2 protein-coding genes (1 of these 2 only partly in view) are annotated in these 26,569 nt (G+C 74.5%); both read right to left on the bottom strand.

Features of this window, described 5'->3' with window-relative positions:
- On the bottom strand, nt 1-12,459 hold the 5' portion of the coding sequence (locus ACGFI9_RS02705) for an SDR family NAD(P)-dependent oxidoreductase (protein WP_393174129.1). Its footprint begins 5,346 nt before the window's first position; 12,459 of the gene's 17,805 nt are visible here — the first part of the coding sequence; it begins with the start codon at nt 12,457-12,459; its stop codon lies beyond the left edge, outside the window.
- The gene (locus ACGFI9_RS02700; RefSeq protein ID WP_393174127.1) at nt 12,449-26,569 is read right to left on the bottom strand and encodes an SDR family NAD(P)-dependent oxidoreductase; all 14,121 of its coding nucleotides are present in this window, start codon (nt 26,567-26,569) and stop codon (nt 12,449-12,451) included. Before ACGFI9_RS02700 ends, ACGFI9_RS02705 begins: the two co-directional genes overlap by 11 nt.

Raw genomic sequence — 26,569 nt, 5'->3', positions numbered from 1 at the left:
CGAGCGGGGCAGCATCCCCTGCTGCAGGGCCTGGACCATCTTGATCACGCCGGCCACCCCGGCGGCGGCCTGGGTGTGCCCGATGTTCGACTTGATCGACCCGAGCCACAGCGGCTGGTCGTCCCGGCGCTGCTGCCCGTACGTGGCCAGCAGCGCCTGGGCCTCGATCGGGTCGCCGAGGGTGGTGCCGGTGCCGTGCGCCTCCACCGCGTCGACGTCGGCCGGGGTGAGGCGGGCGTTGGCCAGGGCCTGCCGGATCACCCGTTCCTGCGCCGGCCCGTTCGGCGCGGTCAGCCCGTTGCTGGCCCCGTCCTGGTTCACCGCCGAACCCCGCACCACGGCGAGCACCCGGTGGCCGCGTTCCCGGGCCACCGACAGCCGTTCCAGCAGCACCAGGCCGACGCCCTCGGCGAAGCCGAACCCGTCCGCCGCCGCCGCGAACGGCTTGCACCGGCCGTCCGGGGAGAGGCCCCGCTGCCGGCTGAACTCCACGAAGCCGCCCGGGGTGGCCAGCACCGTCACCCCGCCGGCGAGGGCCAGGTCGCACTCGCCGTTCCGGATCGCCTGCGCGGCCAGGTGCATCGCCACCAGCGACGACGAACACGCCGTGTCCACCGTGACCGCCGGGCCCTCCAACCCGAGCGTGTACGCGATCCGGCCGGACGCCAGCGCGCTGGTCGCCCCGGTCATCAGGTAGCCCTCGTAGTCCTCCGGCACCTCGTCGAACCGGGGTCCGTAGTCGTTGTCGATGACCCCGGTGAACACGCCCGTCGCGGTGCCGCGCAGGCTGGCCGGGTCGATGCCGGCGCGCTCGACCGCCTCCCAGGCGGTCTCCAGCAGCAGCCGCTGCTGCGGGTCCATGGCGGCCGCCTCCCGGGCGTTGACGCCGAAGAAGGCCGCGTCGAAGCCGGCGGCGTCGTCCAGGAATCCGCCGTGCCGGGTGTACGTGGTCCCCGGCGTACCCGGGTCCGGGTCGTAGATGGCCTCGACGTCCCAGCCCCGCCCGTCCGGGAACTCGCTGATCGCGTCGCCCTCGGAGATCACCAGCCGCCACAGCTGCTCCGGCGAGCCGACCCCGCCCGGGTAGCGGCAGGCCATGCCGACGATCGCCACCGGTTCGTCGACCGCGGCCACCCGGACCGGCGTCGCGGCGCGGGCAGCCGGCACCCCGGAGACCAGCTCCCGCAGGTGCTCGACCACCGCCGTCGGGGTGGGGTGGTCGAACACCAGCGTCGCCGGCAGGGTCAGGCCGGTGGCCGCGCCCAGCCGGTTGCGCAGCTCCACCGCGGCGAGGGAGGTGAACCCGAGGTCCTTGAACGCCTGCCCGGGGTCGATCGTCTCCGCCGACTCCAGCCCGATCACCGTGGCCACGGCCCCCAGCACCAGGTCGTGCAGGGCCTGCCGCTGCTCCGCCGCCGGCCGGGCGGCCAGCCGTTCGGCGTACGTCAGCGGGCCAGTCTCGGCGGCGGCCTCCCGCAGCCCGGCGGGGAACAGCCCCCGCAGCAGCGCGGGCACCGGCCCGGCCGGCGCGTCGAACCGGCCGGCGAGCACCACCGCCGCGCCGCTGTCCAGGGCCGGGCCCAGCGAGGCCGACGCGGGCGCCGGCACCACCCCGTCCGGCCGTGGCGCGTCCGGCGCCCCGCCGGCCACGCTGGCTCCGGCCAGGCCGTACGCCCGCCGGTGCCGGGCCAGCGCGTCGAGGAACGCCGCGTCGCCGCCCCGGGTGCCCGCCCCGGCGGTGCCGAGCGTGCCGGTCACGTCGGAGAGCAGGACGAACGCGGCCAGGTCGAGCCCGCGGGTCGCCTCGTGCAGCGCCCACCCGGTCGCCGGGTCGCCCCCGGCGTGCAGCACGGCGGTGACCGGGCGGGCCGGGTCGACCGCGGCGAGCAGACCGGCCAGGACGGCCGGGTCGGTGGTGTCGCAGCCGGCGACGGTGACCTCGGCGCCGAGGCCGGTCAGCTCCCCGACCGCCGGGCCCGGGTCGACGGCGCCGGCCAGCAGCAGGTGCCGTACCCCGTGCCGGGTGATCAGGTCCCGCGCCGCCGCGACGGCCCGCGCGTCCCCGGTCACCAGCACCGTCCCGTTTGCGCCGAAGCCGACGGGGTCCGGGGCGTCGAGGGCCGCGCGGACCAGCCGGGGTACGAGCATCGTGCCGGTGCGCAGGGCGAGCCGGGGCTCGCCGGCCGCGACGGCGGCGGCCACCGCCCGGTCCAGGACGGTGTCGCTCTCCGGATGCCCGTCGGTGTCGACCAGGACGATCCGGCCGGGCTCGGCGGCCTGCGCCGCGCCCGCCGCTCCCCACACGGCCGCCGCGGGCAGGTCACGCGGGTCCTCGCCGGGCAGTGCCGCCACGGCGTGCCGGGTCAGCACGACCAGGGGCGGCCCGTCCGGACCGCCGACCGCCGCGCCGAGCAGCGCCACCGCCCGGCCGGCGGCCCCGGCCGGGTCGACCAGCTCCGCCTCCGGCGTCCGGTACGCCCACACGTTGCCGGCGGCATCGACGTACGCCTGCTCGTCGTCGCCTTCCCCGGCCGCCCCGAGTGGGGCCGGCGCGGCGTCCGGGACCGGCCGTTGCTCCCAGGCCAGGGTGTACAGCTGCGGCGCGGGCCCGGTGGTGGCCAGCCGGTCGACGGGCAGTGACCCGGTGGCGAGCGTGGCGGTGAGCACCGGCTGACCGGCGGGGTCGTAGCCGGCCACGGTGAACCGGCCGTCCCCGACCGGTCGCAGCAGCACCCGCAGCGCCGTGGCGCCGGCGGCCAGCAGCCGCACCTCTGACCATCCGGTGACCGTCGGCGTCGCGTCGGGGCGCCGGTCCCGCAGGTCGGCCAGCAGCGGGTGCAGGGCCGCCTCCAGCAGCGCCGGGTGCAGCGCGTGCCGCGCGGCCTCCGTCCGCTGCGCCTCGTCGAGGGCGACCTCGACGAGGAGCGCGTCGTCCTGCCGCCACGCCTCCCGCAGGCAGCGCAGCGCCGGCCCGTGCCGGTAGCCCGCCGCGCCGAGCCGGGCGTACACCTGGGCGACGTCGACCGGCGCGGCGCCGGCCGGCGGCCAGACCGGCGCGGCCGGCGGCGGGGTCGGCGCGGTGGTGCCGAGGATGCCGTGGCCGTGCCGGGTCCAGGCCGCGTCCGGCTCGCTCTCCGCGTCCCGTGCGTGGATGGTCACGGTACGCCGGCCGGCGTCGTCGGCGTCCGCGACGGCGACCTGCACCTGCACGACCCGTCCGTCCGGTACGGGCAGCGGCGCGGGCACGGTCAGCTCCGCGAGGTACGGGTGCCCGGTGCTGGCGCCGGCGTGCAGCGCCAGGTCCAGCAGGGCGCCCGCCGGCAGCAGCCGGGTGGCGAGCACCCGGTGGTCGTCGAGCCAGGTGGTGCCGGCGGCCAGCCGTCCGGTGAGGACGGTGCCGCCCTCGGTGGCCAGGTCGAGCCGGGTGGTCAGCACCGCGTGCCGGGTGGGGTGCAGCCCCAGGTCGGCCGGGGTGGTCCGGTGGGTGCCGGACAGCCAGTGCCGGGTGGACTGGAACGGGTAGGTGGGCAGGTCCAGGTGCGGGTGGTCGCCGGCGGGGCGGCCGCCGACGGCGGCGGCGGCCGCGAGCAGGGTACGCGGGCCGGGCCGGTCCTTGTGCAGGCCGGAAACCGCCACGACGTCGCTCAGCGTCTGCTGGTGCAGCGCGGTGAGGGTGGCGTCCGGTCCGAGTTCGAGGAAGGTGCGGACGCCGTGCTGGTCGTGGAGGGTGGTGACGCCGTCGGCGTAGTGGACGGGGGCGAGGATGTGCTGAACCCAGTAGTCGGGGTCGGTGAGCTGGTCGGCGAGTTGTCCGGTGACGTTGCTGACGACCGGCAGGGAGGGGGCGTAGGTGAGTCCGGCGGCCACGGTCCGGAACTGGTCGGTGATGGCGGCCATGTGGGGTGAGTGGAAGGCGTGGCTGACCTGCAACGCGGTGGCTTTGCGGCCCTGTTCGCGCCACTGGGCGGCCAGCCGCTCGCACACGTCTCGGTCGCCGCTGATGACGACGGTGTGGGGCGTGTTGACGGCGGCGATGGTGACGCCGGTGTGGCCGGCGATGAGTTCGTCGGCCTCCTCGCGGCTCGCCTGAAGAGCGATCATGGCGCCGGGTGTGGTGATGCTGTTCATCAGCCGGGCGCGGGTGGTGACCAGGAGGGCGGCGTCGTCCAGGCTGAGGACCCCCGCGAGGTGGGCGGCGGTGATTTCGCCGAGGGAGTGTCCGGTGAGGTAGTCGGCGCGTAGGCCGAGTTGGGTGGTGGCCACGCGGTGCAGGGCGATGTGCACGGCGAACAGGGCCGGCTGGGTGTAGGCGGTGCTGTCCAACAACCCGGCGAGGTCGCTGCCGGGCTCGGCGAACACCACGTCCTGGAGGCGGTGGTCCAGGTGCGGGTTCAACGCCTCGCAGGCCTGGTTGAACGCCTCCCGGTACAGCGGGTTGGTGGCGTACAGGTCGGCGCCCATGCCGGCGTACTGGCTGCCCTGACCGGTGAAACAGAAGGCCGTCCGGCCGCTGTCGTCCCCGGTGGTGCCGGTGACGACGACCGGATGCGGCCGGCCCTCGGCGAGCGCGGTCAGCGCGGCGGTGAACTCGTCGCGCGTGCGGGCCACCAGCACCGCCCGGTACGGGAAGCGCGCCCGGCGGGCGAGCGCATCCCCGACCGCGGCCGGCGTGACGTCCTCCTGCCCAGCCAGCCAGCTGCCCAGCCGCCGGGCGTACGCGCGCAGCGCCGGCTCGGTTTTCGCCGACAGCACCCACGACACCCACCCGTCCCACGGGTCGACGGCCGGCGGGGCGGCCGGCTCCGCCGGGGGCGCCTCCTCCAGGATCACGTGCGCGTTCGTGCCGCTGACGCCGAACGACGACACCCCCGCGCGGCGCGGGTGCCCGTTCCGCCGCCACTCGACGGCCTCGTCCAGCAGCCGCACGTTGCCGGCGGTCCAGTCGACGTGCGGGCTCGGCGCGTCGAGGTGCAGCGACCGGGGGAGCAGGCCGTGGCGGAGGGCGAGGACCATCTTCATCACGCCGGCGGCGCCGGCGGCGGCCTGGGTGTGGCCGATGTTCGATTTGATCGACCCGAGCCAGAGTGGCTGGTCGTCGCGCCGGTGTTGCCCGTACGTGGCCAGGAGTGCTTGGGCCTCGATGGGGTCGCCGAGGGTGGTGCCGGTGCCGTGCGCCTCGACCGCGTCGACGTCGGCGGGGGTGAGCCTCGCGTTGGTGAGGGCCTGGCGGATGACGCGTTCCTGGGAGGGTCCGTGGGGTGCGGTGAGGCCGTTGCTGGCGCCGTCCTGGTTGACGGCCGAGCCGCGGATGACGGCGAGGACCGGGTGGCCGCGCTCCTGGGCGGTGGAGAGGCGTTCGAGCAGGAGGAGGCCGACGCCCTCGCCCCAGCCGGTGCCGTCGGCGGCGGCCGCGAACGGCTTGCACCGGCCGTCCGGGGCCAGCCCCCGCTGCCGGCTGAACTCGATGAGCATGCCGGGGGTGGCCATGACGGTCACGCCGCCGGCCAGGGCCAGGTCGCACTCGCCGTTGCGGATCGCCTGCGACGCCAGGTGCATGGCGACCAGCGACGACGAACAGGCGGTGTCCACGGTGACCGCCGGTCCCTCCAGCCCCAGCACGTACGCGATCCGCCCGGACGCCACACTCGTCGTGTTGCCGGTCAGCATGAACCCCTCGTACGCCTCCGGCGCCTCGTGCATCCGGGGCCCGTACTCGTCGAACGCCAGGCCGGTGAAGACGCCGGTGGCGGTGCCGCGCAGCGTGGTCGGGTCGATGCCGGCCCGCTCGACCGCCTCCCAGGCCGTCTCCAGCAGCAGCCGCTGCTGCGGGTCCATCGCGGTCGCCTCCCGGGGGCTGATCCCGAAGAAGGCGGCGTCGAAGTCGGTGGCCCCGGCGATGAACCCGGCCTCCCGCGCGTACGTGGTGCCGGCGTGCTCCGGTCGCGGGTCGTAGAGCCCGTCCACCCGCCAACCGCGGTCGGTCGGGAACTCCCCGATCGCGTCGGTGCCGGTGACGAGCAGCTCCCACAACTCGTCCGGGTTGCCGACCCCGCCGGGATAGCGGCACGCCATCCCCACGATCGCGATCGGCTCGTCGGCGGCCGGTGACCGCACCCCGCGGACGGCCGGCGCGGACTCGGCCCCGCCGGGCAGGCGGCCGGCCAGATAGCCGACCACGGCCGCCGGAGTGGGGTGGTCGAAGACCAGCGTCGCCGGCAACGGCAGGCCGGTGAGCGTGCTCAGCCGGTTGCGCAGCTCCACCGAGGTGAGCGAGTCGAAACCGAGGTCGCGGAAGGCCCGCCCGAGCTGGATGGACTCCGCCGTCGCGTGACCGAGGACCACCGCCACCGTGGTCCGCAGCAGTTCCTCCAGCGCGGCCCGCCGCTCGTCCGCCCCGAGGCCGGCCAGGCGGTCGGCCAGGGATGCCCCGGCGTCGCCGCCGTCCGCCGCCGCACGGCGGGTGGGCGTGCCGGCGAGGGCGGTGAGGATGGCCGGGATGCGCGGCTGGTTGCGGAGGGTGGGGAGGTGCAGCTTGACGGGGGCGAGGCTGGCGTGGGTGTGGGTGAGGGCCGCGTCGAGGAGCGCCAGGCCCTCCTCTGTGTCGAGTCCGAGGCTGCCGGCCCGGGCCATCCGCGCCCGGTCCACCTCGGTCAGGTGCGCGGTCATCGCGCTGGTGTCGTTCCAGTAGCCCCAGGCCAGCGCGGTCGCCGGCAGCCCCTCGGCGCGCCGGTGCTCGGCGAGGGCGTCCAGGAAGGTGTTCGCCGCCGCGTACCCGGCCTGCCCGCCCGTGCCCAGCGTGCCGGCGAACGCCGAGAAGAGCACGAAGTGGGTCAGGGGGCGGCGCTTCGTGGCGTGGTGGAGGTGCCAGGCGGCGTCGGTCTTGGGCTGGAGGGTGGCGTGCAGGTGGGCGGAGGTGAGGTTGCTGAGGGTGGTGTCGTGCAGGGTGCCGGCGGTGTGGATGACGCCGGTGAGGGGGTGTCCGGTGTGGTCGATGTGCGCGATGACCTGGCTCAGTTGGGCTGGGTCGGCGGTGTCACAGGCGGTGATGGTGACGGTGGCGCCGAGCTGCGTGAGCCAGTGGATGAGGGCTGCGGCGTTCGGGTGGTGTGCGCCTTGGCGGCTGGTGAGGTGGAGGTGGCGGACGCCGTGACGGGCGGCGAGGTGGGCGGCGACGTGTTGGGCGAGGGTTCCGGTGCCGCCGGTGATGAGGGTGGTGCCGTCGAGGTTGGCCGGCGCGGATGGGCGGGATTCGAGGCCGGTGGCTGGGATGGGTTGGTGGGGTTCTGGGGCGGCGGGTGCTGGCGGGAGGGTGAGGGCGATCTTGCCGACGTGGCGGGCGTTGGCGAGGTAGCGGAACGCGGCAGGTGCGTGGCGGATGTCGTAGCTGCGGGTGGGCAGGGGCGGCAGGGTGCCGTCCTGGAAGAGCGGTCGGAGCTCTTGGTAGAGGGTGGCGATGCGGCCCTCGCCGGCGTCCATCAGGTCGAAGGCCTGGTAGGTGGTGTGGGGATGATTCGCCTGCCACGTGCTGGGGTCGCGGATGTCGGTCTTGCCCATGTCGAGGAGGCGTCCGCCGGGGGTGAGGAGGCGGCCGCTGGCGTTGAGGTGTTCGCCGGTGAGGCTGTTGAGGACGACGTCGATGCCGGGGGTGTGGGTGCGGTAGTGGTCCTCGAAGTCGAGGGTGCGGGAGTTGGCGGTGTGGGGTTCGGTGATGCCGAGGGCGTGGAGGGTGGGCCATTTGGTGGGGTGGGCGGTGGTGTGGATGTGGGCGTTGAGGTGGCGGGCGACGTGGATGGCGGCGTGGCCGACGCCGCCGGTGGCGGCGTGGATGAGGAGGTGTTCGCCGGGTTGGAGGTGGGCGAGGTCGTGCAGGGCGTAGTAGGCGGTGAGGTAGGCGATGGGTGCGGTGGCGGCTTGGGTGAGGGTCCACCCGTCCGGGACGGGGGTGACCAGGCGGTGGTCGGTGACGGCATGGGGGCCGATGCCGTTGAACAGCCCCATCACCTGTTGGCCGACGTGCAGGTTCGTGACTGCGCTGCCGATCTCGGTGATGGTGCCGGCGCCTTCGCCGCCGATGGGGCGGGGGTCGTCGACGATGCCGAGGGCGACGACGACGTCGCGGAAGTTGACGCCGCCGGCGTGCAGGCGGACGCGGACCTCGTGCGGTTGCAGGGGTGCGGCGTAGTCGGGGCAGTGCGCGAGCCGCAGGTTGTCCAGGCTGCCGCCCGAGGTGGTCTCCAACCGCCAGGTGTCGTTGTCGGGTAGGGGTAGACCCGCCGTGGCGTGGGCCGGCGCCAGGCGCGGCACATGGAGCGCGCCGTCGCGGATGGCCAGCTGCGGCTCACCACACCGCACCGCCCGGGCAAGGAGCCCGGTCAGGTCGTCCGTACCGGTCGGGTCGAGGTCGACGATGGTGATCCGGTCCGGGTGTTCGGTCTGGCTGGACCGCACCAGCCCCCAGCAGGCCGCCCCGGCCAGATCACCGATCCGGTCGTCCACGCCGGTGCTCACCGCACCCCGGGTCAGCACCACCAGCCGGGTGCCGGCCAGCTCCTCGTCGGCCAGCCACTCCTGCAACCGCAGCAACAGCGACTCGGTCAACCGGTGCGTCGCCCCCGGCACGTCGGCGTCCGCCGCCCGGCCGTGCTCGCCTCCGGCGGTCCAGCACGGCACCACCACGGCGTCGGCGCCGATGGCGCGTACGGCTGCCAGCGAGTCGGCGACCCGCACGGCCGGGACGGCCCGGCGCAGGAGGTCGGCCGCGTCGGCGCCGAGCACGGCGAAGCTCTCCGGGTCGGCCCCGTCCGCCGCCTCGACGCCGGCCAGGACCGGCCAGTCCACGTGCAGCAGCCACTGCGGATCCACCCGTGGCGCCGCCGGCCCGGTGGCCGCACGCGGCATCTCCCGCAGCACCAGCGATCGGGCCGCCAGCACCGGCTGTCCGGCGGGGTCGTGCACGGCCAGCTCGGCACGGTCGGGCGCGGTGCGGGACAGGCGGACCCGCACCGAGGTCGCCCCGGTGGCGTGCAGCCGCACCCCGGACCAGACGAACGGCAGCCACACGCCGTCCCGCACGTCGTCGGTCACCCCGAGGACGTGCAACGCCGCGTCCAGCAGCGCCGGGTGTACGCCGAACCGGTCGACGTCGGCGCGTACGCCCTCGGGCAGCGTCACCTCCGCGTACAGGTCGTCACCCGCACGCCACGCCCGCCGCAGGCCCTGGAACGCCGGACCGTACCGGTAGCCCAGTTCCGCCAGCTCGTCGTACAGGCCGGTCACGTCCAGCGGGGCGGCGTCGGCCGGCGGCCACGCGGCCGGCCATCCCGCCGGCCCGGCCGCGGTGGTGGTGGTCAACCCGCCCGCGGCGTTCATCGTCCAGGCCGCGTCGGTGTCCCCGGCCGGGCGGGAGTGCACCTCGACCGCCCGTCGTCCGTCCGCCGGCTCGACGAGGACGACCTGCACCTCCACCGCGCCGTCCGCCGGCAGCGCCAGCGGGCTGTGCAGCGTCAGTTCGTCCAGGTACGGGTGTCCGCCGGCCGCACCGGCGTGCAGCACCATGTCGACGAGGGCGGTGGCGGGCAGCAGGCACCGGTCGGCGATGGTGTGGTCCACCAGCCACGGATGGGTGCCGCGGGACAGCCGTCCGGTGAGGACCGTACGGGCGTCGGTGGCCAGATCGAGCCGCCCGCCGAGCAGCGGATGGGTGCTCGGGCGTAGCCCCAGGTCGGTCGGGCGGGCGGCGGGGCCGCTCACCAGCCAGTGCCGGGTGTGCTGGAACGGGTAGGTGGGCAGGTCCAGGTGCGGGTGGCCACCGGCGGGCCGGCCGCCGACGGTGGCGGCGGCCGCGAGCAGGGTGTGCTGGTGGGGCCGCTTCCGGTGCAGGGTGGGTACGGCGACGACGTCGCTCAGCGTCTGCTGGTGCAGCGCGGTGAGGGTGGCGTCCGGTCCGAGTTCGAGGAAGGTGCGGACGCCGTGTTGGTCGTGGAGGGTGGTGACGCCGGCGGCGTAGTGGACGGGGGCGAGGATGTGCCGGGTCCAGTAGTCGGGGTCGGTGAGTTGGTCGGCGAGTTGTCCGGTGACGTTGCTGACGACCGGCAGGGAGGGTGCGTGGTAGGTGAGGCCGGCGGCCACGGTCCGGAACTGGTCGGTGATGGCGGCCATGTGGGGTGAGTGGAAGGCGTGGCTGACCTGCAACGCGGTGGCTTTGCGGCCCTGTTCCTGCCACTGTGCGGCCAGCTGCTCGCAGACGTCTCGGTCGCCGCTGATGACGACGGTGTGGGGCGTGTTGACGGCGGCGATGGTGACGCCGGTGTGGCCGGCGATGAGTTCGTCGGCCTCCTCGCGGTTGGCTTGGAGGGCGATCATGGCGCCGGGTGTGGTGATGCTGTTCATCAGCCGGGCGCGGGTGGTGACCAGGAGGGCGGCGTCGTCGAGGCTGAGCACCCCGGCGAGGTGGGCGGCGCTGATCTCGCCGAGGGAGTGTCCGGTGAGGTAGTCGGCTGCCAGTCCTAGCTGGGTGGTGGCGACCCGGTGCAGGGCGACGTGGAGGGCGAACAGGGCGGGTTGGGTGTAGGCGGTGCTGTCCAGCAACGCCGCCAGGTCGGTGCCGGGTTCGGCGAACACGACGTCCTGGAGCCGGTGTTGCAGGTGCGGGTTCAACGCCTCGCAGGCCTGGTCGAACGCTTCCCGGTAGGCGGGGTTGGTGGCGTACAGGTCGGCGCCCACGCCGGGGTACTGGCTGCCCTGGCCGGTGAAGCAGAACGCCACCCTCCCCGCCTGGTCCACCACACCGGTGGCCAGGTGGGGGTGCGGCTCGCCGTTGGCGAGCGCGGTCAGGGCGGCGGTGAAGTCCGAGTGGTTCGCCGCGGTGACCACCGCCCGGTGCGCGAACCGGGTCCGCCGCGCGAGGGCGTCGGCGACCGCAGCCGGCGCGACGTCCGGGTGCCCGCCCAACCAGTCCGCCAGGCGGGCGGCCTGGTCCCGGAGCGCTTCCTCGGACCGGGCCGACAGCGGCCACGACGCCCACCCGCCCCACGGGTCGACGGTGTCCGCGTCCGCGGTCTCCGCCGTGGCTGCCTCCTCGAGGATGACGTGCGCGTTCGTGCCGCTGATGCCGAACGAGGACACTCCGGCCCGGCGCGGCTGCCCGCCCGGCGTCCAGGCCACCGCCCGGTCGAGCAGCCGGACGTTGCCGCTGTCCCAGTTCACGTGCGGGGTGGGGGCGTCGATGTGCAGCGAGCGGGGCAGCGTGCCGTGCCGCATCGCGAGGACCATCTTGATCACGCCGGCGACGCCGGCGGCGGCCTGGGTGTGGCCGATGTTCGACTTGATCGACCCGAGCCAGAGCGGCTGGTCGTCCCGCCGCTGCTGCCCGTACGTAGCCAGGAGCGCCTGGGCCTCGATGGGGTCGCCGAGGGTGGTGCCGGTGCCGTGCGCCTCGACCGCGTCCACGTCGGCGGCGGTCAGCCGGGCGTTGGCCAGGGCCTGCCGGATGACGCGCTCCTGCGACGGGCCGTTCGGCGCGGAGAGCTGGCTGCTCGTGCCGTCCTGGTTCACCGCCGAACCGCGGACCACCGCCAGGATCGGGTGCCCGAGCCGCCGCGCCCGGGACAGCCGCTCCACCAGCAGCAGGCCGACACCCTCGCCCCACCCGGTGCCGTCGGCCGCCGCCGCGAACGGCTTGCACCGGCCGTCGGCGGCCAACCCCCGCTGCCGGGCGAACTCGACGAAGTTGTCCGGTGTGGTCATCACCGCCACGCCACCCGCGAGCGCCAGGTCGCACTCCCCGTTGCGGATCGCCTGGCAGGCCAGGTGCAGCGCCACGAGCGACGACGAGCAGGCGGTGTCCACGGTGACCGCCGGCCCCTCCAGCCCCAGCACGTACGCCACCCGTCCGGACACCACGCTCGACGTGTTGCCGGTGAGCAGGTAGCCCTCGACCCCCTCCGGCGCCTGGTGCCGTTCGTGCAGCCGGGGGCCGTAGTCCTGGGCGACCACCCCGGTGAACACGCCGGTGCTGCTGCCGCGCAGCGTGGTCGGGTCGATGCCGGCCCGCTCGATGGTCTCCCAGGCCGCCTCCAGCAGCAGCCGCTGCTGCGGATCCGTGGCCAGCGCCTCCCGGGGGCTGATCCCGAAGAACCCGGGGTCGAAGTCGCCCGCGTCGTAGAGGAAACCGCCCTCGCGCGCGTACGTGGTGCCCGAGGTGTCCGGGTCGGGGTCGTAGAGGGTGGCCAGGTCCCAGCCCCGGTCGGTGGGGAACTCGCCGATCGCGTCGGTGCCGGTGGCGAGCAGTTGCCACAGCTCCTCCGGCGAGGTGACCCCGCCGGGGTAGCGGCACGCCATCCCGATGATCGCGATGGGTTCCCGGGCGCGTTCCTCCACCTCCTGCAGGCGCTGGCGGGTCTGGTACAGGTCCGCCGTGGCCCGTTTGAGGTACGCGACCAGCTTCTCCTCATTCGCCATCCGTGGCCACCTCACCGGTGAGATCGAGCTGCGTGAGTTCAACGTCCAGGTCCTGGTCGAGCAGGTGGAACAGCTCCTCCGGCGTGGCCGTGAGGATGTCGCCGGCGAGCGCCGCCGGCCCCGGCTCCCCGCCGGTGAGCTGGTGCAGGAGCCCCTGCAGGCGGGTGACCAGGGCGTTCCGCCCGTCCGAGGCGTCCCCGTTCAAGGCCCGTACCGCGAGCTCCAGCCGGTCCAGTTCGGCCAGGGCCAGCTCCGCCGGGTCGGGCTCCCGCGGCGTCAGCAGCTCCGCCAGGTACGCGGCCAGCGCGACCGGAGTCGGGTGGTCGAAGACGACCGTGGCGGGCAGCTGCAGACCGGCGAGCCGGCTGACCTGGTTGCGGAACTCCAGCGCGGTCAGCGAGTTCAGTCCCAGCTCGAGGAAGCCGCGGTTCTCCCCGATCCCGGAGGCGTCGGCGTGTCCGAGCGCCTTCGCCAACTGCCCGCGGATCAGCTCCGTCAGAGTGCGCCGCTGCTCGGCGCCGTCCCGGTCCCGCAGCAGGTCGGTCCACCGGGCGGTGGTCGCGGTGCCGGCGGCCGCCCGAGTGAGGTGGGTGGGGAGGTTGGCGGGGTTGAGCTGGGCGGTGACCGGGTCGGGGTGGGCGGTGACGAGGGCGGTGTTGAGCAGGGTGAGGGCGTGCGGGGCGGACAGGGGGGCGATGCCCGCGTGTTCGAGGCGTTGGAGGTCCCCGTCGTGGAGGTGGGCCGTCAGCGTGCTGGTGTCGGTCCAGTAGCCCCAGTTGAGGCTGGTGGCGGGGAGTCCGAGGTGGTGACGGTGGTGGGCCAGGGCGTTCTGGAAGGTGTTGGCGGCGGCGTAGTTGGCCTGGCCGGCGGTGCCGAGGGTGGCGGCGATGGAGGAGTAGAGGAGGAAGTGGGTCAGCTGGTGGTGGCGGGTGAGGGTGTGCAGGTGCCAGGCGGCGTCGACCTTGGGGTTCAGGGTCGGGTGCAGGTGGTCGGGGGTGAGGTTGGTGAGGGTGGCGTCGTGCAGGGCGCCGGCGGTGTGGACGACCGCGGTGAGGGGGTGCGGGGTCCGGTCGATGTGGTCGATGACCGCTGCCAGCTGAGCCCGGTCGGTGGTGTCGCAGGTGGTGATGGTGACGGTGGCGCCGAGTTCGGTGAGCTGGTGGAGGAGTGCCGGCGCCTGCGGGTGGTGGGGGCCTTGCCGGCTGACCAGGTGCAGGTGGCGCAGGCCGTGGTTGTCGACGAGATGAGTGGCGGTGTGCCGGGCGAGCGTGCCGCTGCCGCCGGTGATGAGCGTGGTGCCCTCCGGGTCGAAGGAGTGGGTTGTGCTCGGGGTGCGCGGTGCGGGGGTGGTGTCGGGGGCCAGCTGGGCGCGGTGGGGTGTGCCGGTGCGGAGGGCCAGTTGCGGCTGCCCGCTGGCGACCGCGGCGGGAAGGACGCGGAGGCTGGCCGGGGTGTGGTCGGTGTCGACGAGGCCGATCCGGCCGGGGTGCTCGGTCTGGGCGGTGCGGACGAGCCCCCAGCAGGTGGCGGCCGGCAGGTTGGTGAGCTGATCGTGCGGACCGGTGCTGACCGCGCCGGCGGTGAGGACGGTCAGGCGCGTGTCGGCGTAGGTCGGCTCGGTGAGGAAGGTCTGCAGGGTGCGCAGGAGTTCCTCGATGGCCCGGTGGACGGCGCCCGGCACGTCGGCGTCGTCGTCGCGGCCGGCGACGTGGTCGGGTAGCGGGACGATGACCTGCGTCAGCACGGGGACGTTCCCGTCGGTGACGGTCTGCCGCAGCGCGTCGAGGTCGGGGTAGCAGGGCAGCTCCCACCCCGGCACAGGCTGGCCGACGGTCACCCACCCGTCCGTGCCGGTCGGGCCGGCGGGCAGCGTGGCGGGCACCCAGTCCAGCCGCCACACCTGCCCCCGCGCTGTTGCTTGACCGGGCAGGTCGGCCACCGGCACCCGCCGAAACGCCACCCGCGCCACCGACAGCACCGGGGAGCCGGTCCCGTCCACGGCCACCAGCGCGCATCCGTCCGTACCGTCCCGGCGCAGCCGGACCCGCAGGTCGGTCGCACCCGCCGTGTGCAGCCGCACGCCCGACCAGGCCATCGGCAACGCCGCCGCGCCCTCGCCGCCGACGCCGTCGGACGGGACGAGCCGCAGCGCGGCGTCCAGCAGCGCCGGGTGCAGGACATAGCCGTCCCCGCCGTCGACGCGTACCTCCGCGGCGAACTCCCCGTCGCGCTGCCAGCCGGCGGCGAGACAGTCCCCGCCCGGCGCCCAGCCGTCCGCCGCCACCCGCTCGCCGAGCGCGGCCAGGTCGACGGCGGCCCAGCCCGGCGGCGGCCAGGCCGTTTCCGGTGCGCGTGCCGGCGCGTCCGACGAGGAGAGCAGCCCGGCGGCGTGCCGGTGCCAGACCACCTCCGCGTCGTCGGCCGTCGTCCCCACGTGGATCGTGATCGGCCGCCGCCCGGACTCGTCGGCAGCCGTCACCGTCACCTGGACCCGTACGTGCCCCTGCTCCGGCGGCGCCAGAGGCGCCAGCACCGTCAGCTCGTCGACCTGGTCACACCCCACCTGGCCGGCCGCGTGCAGGGCCAGGTCCAGCGTGACGGTCGGCGGCAGCAGCACGGCGCCCAGCAGACGGTACTCGGCCAGCCAGGGCTGCTCCCCGATGCCGAGCCGGCCGGTCAGGACCACGTCCGCCGTACCGGCCAACTCGAGGGCCGCCGGCAGGATCGGGTGCGCGCTGGGCCGGAGTCCGAGGTGGTGGGTGTCGGTAGCGGGGGCGGCGGTGAGCCAGTAGTGCCGGTGCTCGAACGGGTACGTCGGCGGGGTGGCGTGTGCCCGGGCGTTCGGAAGTAGCCGGGTCCAGGTGATCGGGTGGGTGGTGTGGGTGTGCAGGTGGGCGGTGTTGGTGAGGAGGGTGTGCCAGGGGTCGGTGTCGCGGCGCAGGCTGTGGCTGACGGTGGTGGACTCGTCGTCGATGGTGGCGGCGAGGAGGGGGTGGGGGCTGATCTCGATGAGGGTGTGGTGTCCGTCGGCGGTGAGGGTCTGGAGGGTGGGGTGGAAGTGGACGGGTTGGCGGAGGTTTTCCCACCAGTAGTCGGTGGTGAGTTGGGTGGTGGGCAGGACGGTGTGTCGGGTGCTGCTGTAGAAGGCGGTGTCGCTGGCCTGGGGGTCGACGGCCACGCCGGTCAGTTCGGTGTGGAGCGGGTCGATGTGGGGGCAGTGGCTGGCGTAGCTGACGGGGATGATCCTGGCCGTCAGTCCGTGGTCGGTGAGGGCTGTGTGGGCGGCCTGGATGGCGGTGGTGCTGCCGGAGAGGACGCTGTTGGTGGGGGCGTTGTGGGCGGCGAGGTGCAGTTTGGCCGCGTGTTCGGGTACCACCCGCTGCAGCAGGGTGGGTAGTTCCTCCGGGGTGGGGCCGGTGATGGCGAGCATGCCGCCGGTGCCTTCGATGGTGGTGAGGGCCCTTCCCCGGTGGGCGATGAGCCCCGCCGCCTGGTCGAGGGTGAGGGCGCCGGCGGCGTGCGCGGCGGTGATCTCGCCTTGGCTGTGGCCGATGACCGCGTCGGGGGTGATGCCGTGGTGCCGCCACAGTGCGGTCAGGGCGGTGGTGACGGCGAACAGGGTGGGTTGGACGACGTCGACCCGGTCCAGGCTGGCGGCGGAAGGCTTCTCCAGGACCACATCGCGCAGGGACCAGTCCACCAGCTCACGCAGGGCCGCGTCCGTGGCATCGATGCTGTCCCGGAAGACGGCCGAGGTGCGGTAGAGGTGGTGGGCCATGGCGGGCCATTGGCTGCCCTGGCCGGGGTAGATGAACCCGATCTTCCCGCTGTCAGCCGCCTCGCCGACGGTCAGGTTGGGGTGTTCGGTGCCGTCGGCCAGGGCGGTGAGGGCGTCGGTGAAGTCGTCCAGGGCGCGGCCGAGAACCACGGCCCGGTGCGGGAACGCCGACCGGCCCCCCAGGGCGTGGGCCACGGCGGCCAGGTCGAGGCCGTCAACGTCGGCGGCCCAGTCGCGTAGCCGGCGGCCGTACTCGCGTAGGGCGGTTTCGGTCTTCGCGGACAGCAGCCACGGCACCCAGCCACCACCGGGCAGATCCGTCAGCTCTTCACCGTCGATGCCGGCCGCGGACGCTGCGGCGACATGCGGTACGGCCTGATCCGCCGCGCGATCAACAAGCTCCCCTGACGTCTCCGCTCGGTCGGCGGGATCGACGGTCTGCCGCGGGCCCGTGTGTGGTGCCGGAAGGGTCGATGGCCCGGCCTGTGGCCCCGGGACGATCGACGACGAGCCGAGCGGGGGTGCCGCGCCGACGACCGACCGGACGTGCGGCGGCCCGTCGGTGGGTGCCTCCTCGAGGATCACGTGGGCGTTCGTGCCGCTGATGCCGAAGGAGGAGACGCCCGCCCGCCGTGGCTGCCCGTTCGGCTTCCAGTCGATCACCCGGTCGAGCAGCCGGACGTTGCCGCTGTCCCAGTCGACGTGCGGGGTGGGCGCGTCGATGTGCAGCGACCGGGGCAGCAGGCCGTGGCGGAGGGCGAGCACCATCTTCATCACGCCGGCGGCGCCGGCGGCGGCCTGGGTGTGGCCGATGTTCGATTTGATCGACCCGAGCCAGAGTGGCTGGTCGTCGCGCCGGTGTTGCCCGTACGTGGCCAGCAGCGCCTGGGCCTCGATGGGGTCGCCGAGGGTGGTGCCGGTGCCGTGCGCCTCGACCGCGTCGACGTCGGCGGGGGTCAACCTCGCGTTGGTGAGGGCCTGCCGGATCACCCGTTCCTGGGAGGGTCCGTGTGGTGCGGTGAGGCCGTTGCTGGCGCCGTCCTGGTTGACGGCCGAGCCGCGGATGACGGCCAGGACCGGGTGGCCGTGTTCCCGGGCGGTGGAGAGGCGTTCGAGCAGGAGCAGGCCGACTCCCTCGCCCCAGCCGGTGCCGTCGGCGGCGGCCGCGAACGGCTTGCACCGGCCGTCCGGGGACAGTCCCCGCTGCCGGCTGAACTCGACCAGCACCGTCGGGGTGGCCATCACCGTCACCCCGCCGGCGAGGGCCAGGTCGCACTCCCCGTTGCGGATGGCCTGGGCCGCCAGGTGCATGGCCACCAGCGACGACGAACACGCGGTGTCCACGGTGACCGCCGGTCCCTCCAACCCGAGGGTGTACGCGATCCGGCCCGAGGCGACGCTGCTGATGCTGCCGGTCAACAGGTGACCCTCGAAGCCCTCCGGTGCGCGCTGGATCCGCCCGCCGTAGTCGTCGTACATCACGCCGGTGAACACCCCGGTCGCGCTGCCGCGCAGGCTGGTCGGGTCGACGCCGGCCCGCTCGACGCACTCCCACGCCGTCTCCAGCAGCAGCCGCTGCTGCGGATCCATCGCCGTCGCCTCACGCGGGCTGATCCCGAAGAACGCCGCGTCGAACCTGGCCGCCCCGTACAGGAAACCGCCGTGCCGGGTGTACGTCGTCCCGGTCCGCTCCGGGTCGGGGTCGTAGAGCCCCGCCAGGTCCCAGCCACGATCCTCCGGAAACCCGCCGATCGCGTCACCGTCGTTGATCACCAGGTCCCACAGCTGCTCCGGGCTGCTCACCCCGCCCGGGTAGCGGCAGGCCATCCCCACGATCACGACCGGGTCGTCCAGCGGCGCCGGCGACGCGACCGCGACCGCCGCCGGCTCCGCCGCATCCGGTACGGCGGAGATCCGGGTCAGCAGGTGGCCGGCCACGGCGGCGGGGGTGGGGTGGTCGAAGACGAGCGTGGCCGGCAGCCGGAGACCGGTCGCCGCGTTCAGCCGATTCCGCAGCTCCACCGACACCAGCGAGTCGAACCCCAGCTCCTTGAACGCCCGGTCCATCGGCACCGCCGACGCGGGGGGCAGCGCGAGCACCGTAGCGACGGCGTTCCGCACCAGTTCCCGGACGGCCTCCTCGCGGGCCGGCTCCGGGAGGCCGGCGAGCTGCCCCCGCCACCGTCCGCCGGCTGGGACCGGGTCGGCCGCTCGAATGAGGTGGGTGGGGAGGTTGGCGGGGTTGAGGTGGGCGGTGACGGGGGCGGGGTGGGTGGTGGTGAGGGCGCTGTCGAGGAGGGTGAGGGCGTGGGGGGTGGCCAGCGGAGTGACGCCGCCGTTCTGGAGGCGTTTCAGGTCGGTGCCGTGGAGGTGAGCGGTCATGGCGCTGGCATCTGCCCAGTAGCCCCAGTTGAGGCTGGTTGCGGGAAGGCCGTTGTCGCGGCGGTGTTCGGCGAGGGCGTTCTGGAAGGTGTTGGCGGCGGCGTAGTTGGCCTGGCCGGGGGTGCCGAGGGTGGCGGCGATGGAGGAGTAGAGGAGGAAGTGGGTCAGCTGGTGGTGGCGGGTGAGGGTGTGCAGGTGCCAGGCGGCGTCGACCTTGGGGTTCAAGGTGGGGTGCAGGTGCTGCGGGGTGAGGTTGGTGAGGGTGGCGTCGTGCAGGGTGCCGGCGGTGTGGACGACCGCGCCGAGCGGGTGACCGCTGTGGTCGATGTGGTCGATCACCGTGGCGAGTTGGTCGCGGTTGGTGGTGTCGCAGCGGCTGATGGTGACGGTGGCGCCGAGTCCGGTGAGGTGGTGGACGAGGCGGGCTGCCTCAGGGTGGTGGGGGCCTTGCCGGCTGACCAGGTGCAGGTGGCGTACACCGTGGTTGTCGACGAGATGGGTGGCGGTGTGCCGGGCGAGGGTGCCGCTGCCGCCGGTGACGAGTGTCGTGGCCTCCGGGTCGAAGGGCCGGGCCGTGGGTGGCGTGCCGTCCGGGCCGTTGCCTCGGGGTGTGGTCGGGGTGGTGTCGGGGGCCAGGTGAGCGGTGTGGGGGGTGCCGCCGCGGAGGGCGAGTTGCGGATGAGGGCTGGCCACGGCGGCGGGCAGCGTGGCGGCGCTTCCGTCGGTGTGGTCGGTGTCGATGAGGGTGACGCGGTCCGGGTGTTCGGTCTGGGCGGTGCGGACGAGCCCCCAGCAGGTGGCGGCCGGCAGGTTCGTCAGTCGGTCCTGTGCACCGGTGCTGACCGCGCCGGCGGTGAGGACGGTCAGCCGCGTGCCGGTGTAGGTCGGCTCGGTGAGGAAGGTCCGCAGGGTGCGCAGGAGCCGTTCGGTGGTCTCGTGCACGGCCGCGGGCACGTCAGCCTCGTCGCCGTTGTGGTCGGGTAGCGGGACGACGACCTGCCCCGGCACGGGAGCCTCCCCGTCGGTGACGGCCTGCCGCAGCACGTCGAGGTCGGGGTAGCAGGGCAGCTCCCAGCCCGGCACCGGCTGGCCCACGGAAACCCACCCGTCGGTGCCGGTCGGACCCGCCGGCAGGGCCACCGGCACCCAGTCCAACCGCCACAGGCGGCCGTCGTACGTCTGCCGGCTCGCGTCGAGCCGCTCCGCGGTGACCGACTGGAAGGCCAGCGAGTCCACCGAGACGATGGCCCGCCCGGTGTCGTCGTGGACGGTGAGGGCGACCTCGTGCGGCCCCCGCCAGGTGAGGCGGACCCGCGCCGCGGCCGCCGGGGTGCTCCCGAACTGGCGTACCCCGGACCAGGAGAAGGGCAGCCAGAGCAGGCCGGGCTCCCGGGTCACGATCGCGTCGACGGCCAGGTGCAGCGTCGCGTCCAGCAGCGCCGGGTGGATGCCGTACCCGTCGGTGTCGCCGGGCTCGGGAAGCGCCACCTCGGCGTACAGGTCCTCGCCGGACCGCCACGCCCGGCGTACGCCCTGGAACAACGGTCCGTAGTGGTAGCCGGTCGACGCGAGCCGTCCGTACCGGCCGCTGAGGTCGACCGGGGTGGCGCCGGAGGGCGGCCAGGCCGCGAGCGGCGCCGGATCCGGCTCGGCGGTGCCGGCGTCGAGGACGGCGGTGGCGTGCTGGGTCCAGGTGACCCCGGCGGGAGCGTCGGCCAGCCGCGAGTGGACGCTCAGCGTCCGCCGGCCCCGCTCGTCCGGCGCCCCGACGGCGACCTGGATGTCGGTCGGCTGCTCGCCGAGGCCGAGCGGGCTGTGCAGGGTGAGCTCGTCGAGCCGGTGATGGCCGGTGGCGGCGCCCGCGTGCAGCGCGATGTCCACGAACGCGGTCGCCGGCAGCAGGCAGCCCGTGCCGACCGTGTGGTCGATCAGCCAGGGGTGGGTGCGGGTGGAGAGCCGGGCCGTGTGCAGGTCCTCGCCGTTGCTGGCGGTGGTGAGGGCGGCGCCGAGAAGGGCGTGCGCGCTGGGCCGCAGTCCGAGGTGCTGGGCGTCGGTGCGGGCGGTGGCGCTGAGCCAGTAGGGCTGGTGCTGGAACGGGTACGTGGGCGGCGTCGGGCACGCGTCACCGGCGCGGGGGATGAGGTGGGTCCAGGTGATCGGGTGGGTGGTGTGGGTGTGCAGGTGGGCGGTGTTGGTGAGGAGGGTGTGCCAGGGGTCGGTGTCGCGGCGCAGCGTGTGCAGGGCGGTGGCGTCGTCGATGGTGGCGGCGAGGAGGGGGTGGGGGCTGATCTCGATGAGGGTGTGGTGTGCGTCGGCGATCAGGGTCTGGAGGGTGGGGTGGAAGTGGACGGGCTCCCGCAGGTTCTCCCACCAGTAGTCGGTGGTGAGTTGGGTGGTGGGCAGGACGGCCTGCCGGGTGCTGCTGTAGAAGGCGGTGTCGCTGGCCTGGGGGTCGATGGTGACGGCGGTCAGTTCGGTGTGGAGTGGGTCGATGTGGGGGCAGTGGCTGGCGTAGCTGACGGGGATGATCCGGGCGGTGATCGCGTGGTCGGTGAGGGCGGTGTGGGCGGCTTCGATGGCGGTGGTGCTGCCGGAGAGGACGCTGCTGGTGGGGGCGTTGTGCGCGGCGAGGTGCAGGTCGGCGAGGTGTTCGGGGACGAGCCGTTCCAGCAGGGCGGGTAGTTCTTCGGCGGTGGGGCCGGTGACGGCGAGCATGCCGCCGGTGCCTTCGATGGTGGTGAGGGCTCGGCCGCGGTGGGCGATGAGGCTGGCGGCTTGGTTGAGGGTGAGGGCGCCGGCGGCGTGGGCGGCGGTGATCTCGCCTTGGCTGTGGCCGATGACGGCGTCGGGGGTGATGCCGTGGTGCCGCCACAGTGCGGTCAGGGCAGTGGTGACCGCGAACAGGGTGGGTTGGACGACGTCGACCCGGTCCAGGCTGGCGGCGTCGGGCTTTTCGAGGATGACGTCGCGCAGTGACCAGTCCACCAGCTCACGCAAGGCCGCGTCGGTGGCGTCGATGCTGTCCCGGAAGACAGCGGAGGTGCGGTAGAGCTGGTGGGCCATGGCGGGCCACTGGCTGCCCTGCCCGGGGTAGATGAATCCGACCTTCCCACTGTCGTGGGCCTCGCCGACGGTCAGGTTGGGGTGTTCGGTCCCGTCGGCCAGGGCGGTGAGGGCGTCGGTGAAGTCGTCCAGGGTGCGGCCGAGAACCACGGCCCGGTGCGGGAACAGGGCGCGCCCGGCGAGCGCGTGCGCCGCAGCGGCCAGGTCGATGCCGTCCGCGTCGGCGGCCCAGTCGCGCAGCCGGCGGCCGTACTCGCGTAGGGCGGTTTCGGTCTTCGCGGACAGCAGCCACGGCACCCAGCCACCACCGGGCAGATCCGTCAGCTCCGCGCCCTGCACGGCGGCCGAATCCGTGGATGCGGCCCGGGGCGGTACGTCGGCGGGCGCCTCTTCGAGGATCAGGTGGGCGTTGGTGCCGCTCACGCCGAACGACGACACCCCCGCCCGGCGCGGCCGCCGGCCCGGCCGCCAGTCCACCGGCCGGTCGAGGAGGCGGACGCTCCCGCCGTCCCAGTTGACGTGCGGGCTCGGGGCGTCGACGTGCAGGGTGTGCGGCAGCCGATGGTGCCGCAGGGCGAGGACCAGCTTGATCACGCCGGCCACCCCGGCGGCGGCCTGGGTGTGCCCGATGTTCGACTTGATCGACCCGAGCCAGAGCGGCTGGTCGTCCCGGCGCTGCTGCCCGTACGTGGCCAGCAGCGCCTCCGCCTCGATCGGGTCGCCGAGCGTGGTGCCGGTGCCGTGCGCCTCCACCACGTCGACGTCGGCCGGGGTGAGTCGGGCGTTGGCCAGGGCCTGCCGGATCACCCGCTCCTGCGCCGGCCCGTTCGGCGCGGTCAGCCCGTTGCTGGCCCCGTCCTGGTTCACCGCCGAACCCCGCACCACGGCGAGCACCCGGTGGCCGCGTTCCCGGGCCACCGACAGCCGTTCGAGCAGGAGCAGGCCGACGCCCTCGCCCCAGCCGGTGCCGTCGGCGCCGGCCGCGAACGGCTTGCACCGGCCGTCCGGGGAGAGGCCCCGCTGCCGGCTGAACTCGACGAGCATGCCCGGGGTGGCCATCACCGTGACGCCGCCGGCCAGCGCCAGGTCGCACTCGCCGTTGCGGATCGCCTGTGCCGCCAGGTGCATGGCGACCAGCGACGACGAACACGCCGTGTCCACGGTGACCGCCGGGCCCTCCAGCCCCAGCACGTACGCGATCCGCCCGGACGCCACACTCGTCGTGTTGCCGGTCAGCACGTACCCTCCGACGTCGCCCGACGCCTCGTGCATCCGCGGGCCGTAGTCCTGCGGCATGGCGCCGACGAACACGCCAACCCGCTCACCGCGCAGGCTCGTCGGGTCGATGCCGGCCCGCTCGACGCTCTCCCACGCGGTCTCCAGCAGCACCCGCTGCTGGGGGTCCATCGCCGTCGCCTCACGCGGGCTGATCCCGAAGAACTCGGCGTCGAAGCCGGCGGCGTCGGCGAGGAAGCCACCCTCCCGGGCGTACGTGGTGCCGGGCGAGTCGGGGTCCGGGTCGTAGAGCGACTCCAGGTCCCAGCCGCGGTCCGCGGGGAGCGGACCGATCGCGTCCCGGCCCTCCACCAGCAGCTCCCACAGCTGCTCCGGCGTGCTGACCCCACCCGGGTACCGGCAGGCCATGCCGACGATCACCAGCGGCTCGTCCAGCGGGGCCGCAGGGGCGGGCGCCACCGCCGGTCCGGGGCCGCCGACCGCCAACCGGTGGACGAAGTCGACCAGCCGCTCCGGCGTCGGATGGTCGAAGGTGATCCCGGCGGGCAGGTCGAAGCCGGTCGCCACCGCGAGGTCGTTGCGGAACCGCACCGCCATCAGCGAGTCGAAGCCCAGCTCCTTGAAGGTCCGGGTCGGTTCGATGCCGTCCGCTGTCGCGTGACCGAGGGTGAACGCGAGCTGGTCGAGCACCGTCTGCCGGACGAGCTGACGCCGACCCGCCTCGTCGAGGGCGCCCATCCGGTCGCGCAGCGGTGCTGCCGCCCCCGGCCCGCTCGCGTCTGCGCCGGCCCCCGCCGCCTCGACCAACGCGCCTACCTGTACCGCGTCCGCGCCCGTCGCGCCCGCGTGCGCCGTCGCGTCCGCGCCTGCCGTGGTCGCGGTCGCGGTCGCGACCAGCGTGTCCGCGTCCGCCTCCGCCGCCGCCGCCGCGCCCAGCGGATCCGCCGTCGAGAGCGGCGTTACCCCCTGGGCGTCGGCCGGGCCAGGCGCTCCGGGACGCCGTTGCGGACCTGCCGGCGTGCCCAACCAGTGGCGCCGGCGCTGGAACGGGTAGCCCGGCAGGTGCGGCGGGTCGAACGGGGCCGTATCTGTCGGCCGGACGTGACCGGCGTCCACGACGTGCACCGCCGCGGCGGCGGCGAGGCCGGTGCGGTCGGCGGGCTGCTCCGGATGCAGGACGTGCACCGCGGTGACCGGCTCCGGCAGCGTCTGGACGTGCAGGGTGGTGAGCGTCCCGTCCGGGCCCAGCTCCACGAAGGTCCGCACCCCGTGCTGGTCGTGGAGGGTGGTGATGCCGTCGGCGTAGTGGACGGGGGCGAGGATGTGCCGGGTCCAGTAGTCGGGGTCGGTGAGCTGGTCGGTGGTGGCGAGTTGTCCGGTGACGTTGCTGACGACCGGCAGGGTGGGGGCGTGGTAGGTGAGGCTGGCCGCCACCGCGCGGAACTCGTCCGCGATGGCCGCCATGTGCGGGCTGTGGAAGGCGTGGCTGACCTGCAATGCGGTGGCCTTGCGGCCCTGTTCGCGCCACTGGGCGGCCAGTTGTTGGCAGGTGTCGCGGTCGCCGCTGATGACCACCGTCTGCGGGGTGTTCACGGCGGCGATGGCGACGCCGGTGTGGCCGGCGATGAGTTCGTCGGCCTCGTCGCGGTTGGCTTGGAGGGCGATCATGGCGCCGGGTGTGGTGATGCTGTTCATCAGCCGGGCGCGGGTGGTGACCAGGAGGGCGGCGTCGTCGAGGCTGAGCAACCCGGCGAGGTGCGCGGCGCTGATTTCGCCGAGGGAGTGTCCGGTGAGGTAGTCGGCTGCCAGTCCTAGTTGGGTGGTGGCGATGCGGTGCAGGGCGAGGTGGAGGGCGAACAGGGCGGGCTGGGTGTAGGCGGTGCTGTCCAACAACCCGGCGAGGTCGCTGCCGGGTTCGGCGAACACGACGTCCTGGAGGCGGTGTTGCAGGTGCGGGTTCAGCGCCTCGCACGCCTGGTCGAACGCTTCCCGGTAGGCGGGGTTGGTGGCGTACAGGTCGGCGCCCATGCCGGCGTACTGGCTGCCCTGGCCGGTGAAGCAGAAGGCCGTGGCCCGCCCGGCGGTCGCGACGCCGGTGACGGCGGCGGGATGCGGCCGGCCCTCGGCGAGGGCGCCGAGCGCGGCGGCGAACTCCTCGCGGCCGGCGGCCGTGACCACCGCCCGGTACGGGAAGCGCGTCCGCCGGGCGAGCGCGCCGGCGACCGCGGCCGGCGTGACCTCCTCCTGCCCGGCCAGCCAGCTGCCCAGCCGGCGGGCGTACGCGCGCAGCGCCGGCTCGGTCTTCGCCGACAGCACCCACGACACCCATCCGTCCCCGGCCGCCCCGACGCTGTCCCCGGCCGGGGCGTCACGCACCACCAGGTGGCAGTTGGTGCCGCCCATGCCGAACGAGGACACCCCGCCGCGTAGCGGCCGGTCCGGCCGGGGCCAGCCGGTCAGCTCCCGCTGCACCACCAGACCGAGGTCGTCCAGGGGGATGTCCGGGTTGGCGGTGACGAAGTTCAGGCTCGGCGGCAGCTCCCGGTGCCGTACGCAGAGCGCCAGCTTGACCAGGCCGACGATGCCCGCCGCGGCCTCCAGGTGCCCGACGTTGGTCTTGGCCGAACCCACCCGCACCGGACCGGCCCCGCCGCGCCCCCGACCGACGACGGCGCCGAGCGCGGCCGCCTCCACCGGGTCGCCGACCCGGGTGCCGGTGCCGTGCAGCTCCACGTACTGCACCTCGGCCGGGTCCACCCCGGCCCGGCGGTACGCCGCGGCCAGCACCTGCTGCTGCCCGTCCCGGCCGGGCACGGTCAACCCCTCGGTCGCGCCGTCGTTGCCCACCGCCGAGCCGTCGATCACGCAGTAGATCCGGTCCCCGGCGGCGACCGCGTCCGCCAGCGGCTTCAGCAGCACGAGCGCCCCGCCCTCGCCCCGCACGTAGCCGTTGGCCCGGGCGTCGAAGGTGAAGCACCGCCCGTCGGGGGAGAGACCGCCGAACCGTTCGGCGCCGACCGCGCTCTCCGGCAGGATGTTGAGGTTCACGCCGCCGGCCAGCGCCACCGTGGACTCGCCGTTGCGCAGGCTCTCGCAGGCCAGGTGGACGGCGACCAGCGACGAGGACTGTCCGGTGTCCACCGCCAGGCTGGGACCGCGCAGGTCGAACAGGTAGGAGATCCGGTTGGCGAGGATGCTGCGGTGCAGCCCGGTGACGGTGTGCGGGGTGATCCCCTCGACACCGCCGCGGTAGGTCAGGTGGGCGTAGTCGTCCCAGATGGCGCCGACGAAGACACCGGCGGCGGTGCCGGCCAGCGTGGCCGGCGTGGTCCCCGCGTCCTCGACCGCCTCCCAGGCCAGCTCCAGCATGAGCCGCTGCTGGGGATCCATCGCCGCCGCCTCGCGCGGCGAGACGCCGAAGAAGTCCGCGTCGAAACCGCCGACGTCGTCGAGGAAGGCTCCGTGCCGCACCGCCCCGTCGGCCCGCCACCGGTCCGCGGGTACCTCGCCCACCGCGCTGGCCCCGGCCCGCAGCAGCCGCCAGAAGGCCCCCGGATCCGCCGCGCCCGGTAGCCGGCACGCCAACCCGATCACCGCCACCGGGTACGGCCGACCAGATCCCTCTCCAGGCGCGGCGTCAGGTCCGGTCAT

The organism is Micromonospora sp. NPDC048930 (assembly GCF_043197935.1).
In the GTDB taxonomy this organism is placed as follows: Bacteria; Actinomycetota; Actinomycetes; order Mycobacteriales; family Micromonosporaceae; genus Micromonospora.
Note: the sequence above shows the minus strand (reverse complement) of the source record. Positions and strands in the feature narration are given on the sequence as shown.

What these genes read in the sequence shown, in the direction of transcription:
- ACGFI9_RS02700 (WP_393174127.1), bottom strand. Translation starts at nt 26,569, where the DNA reads ATGACCGGACCTGACGCCGCGCCTGGAGAGGGATCTGGTCGGCCGTAC.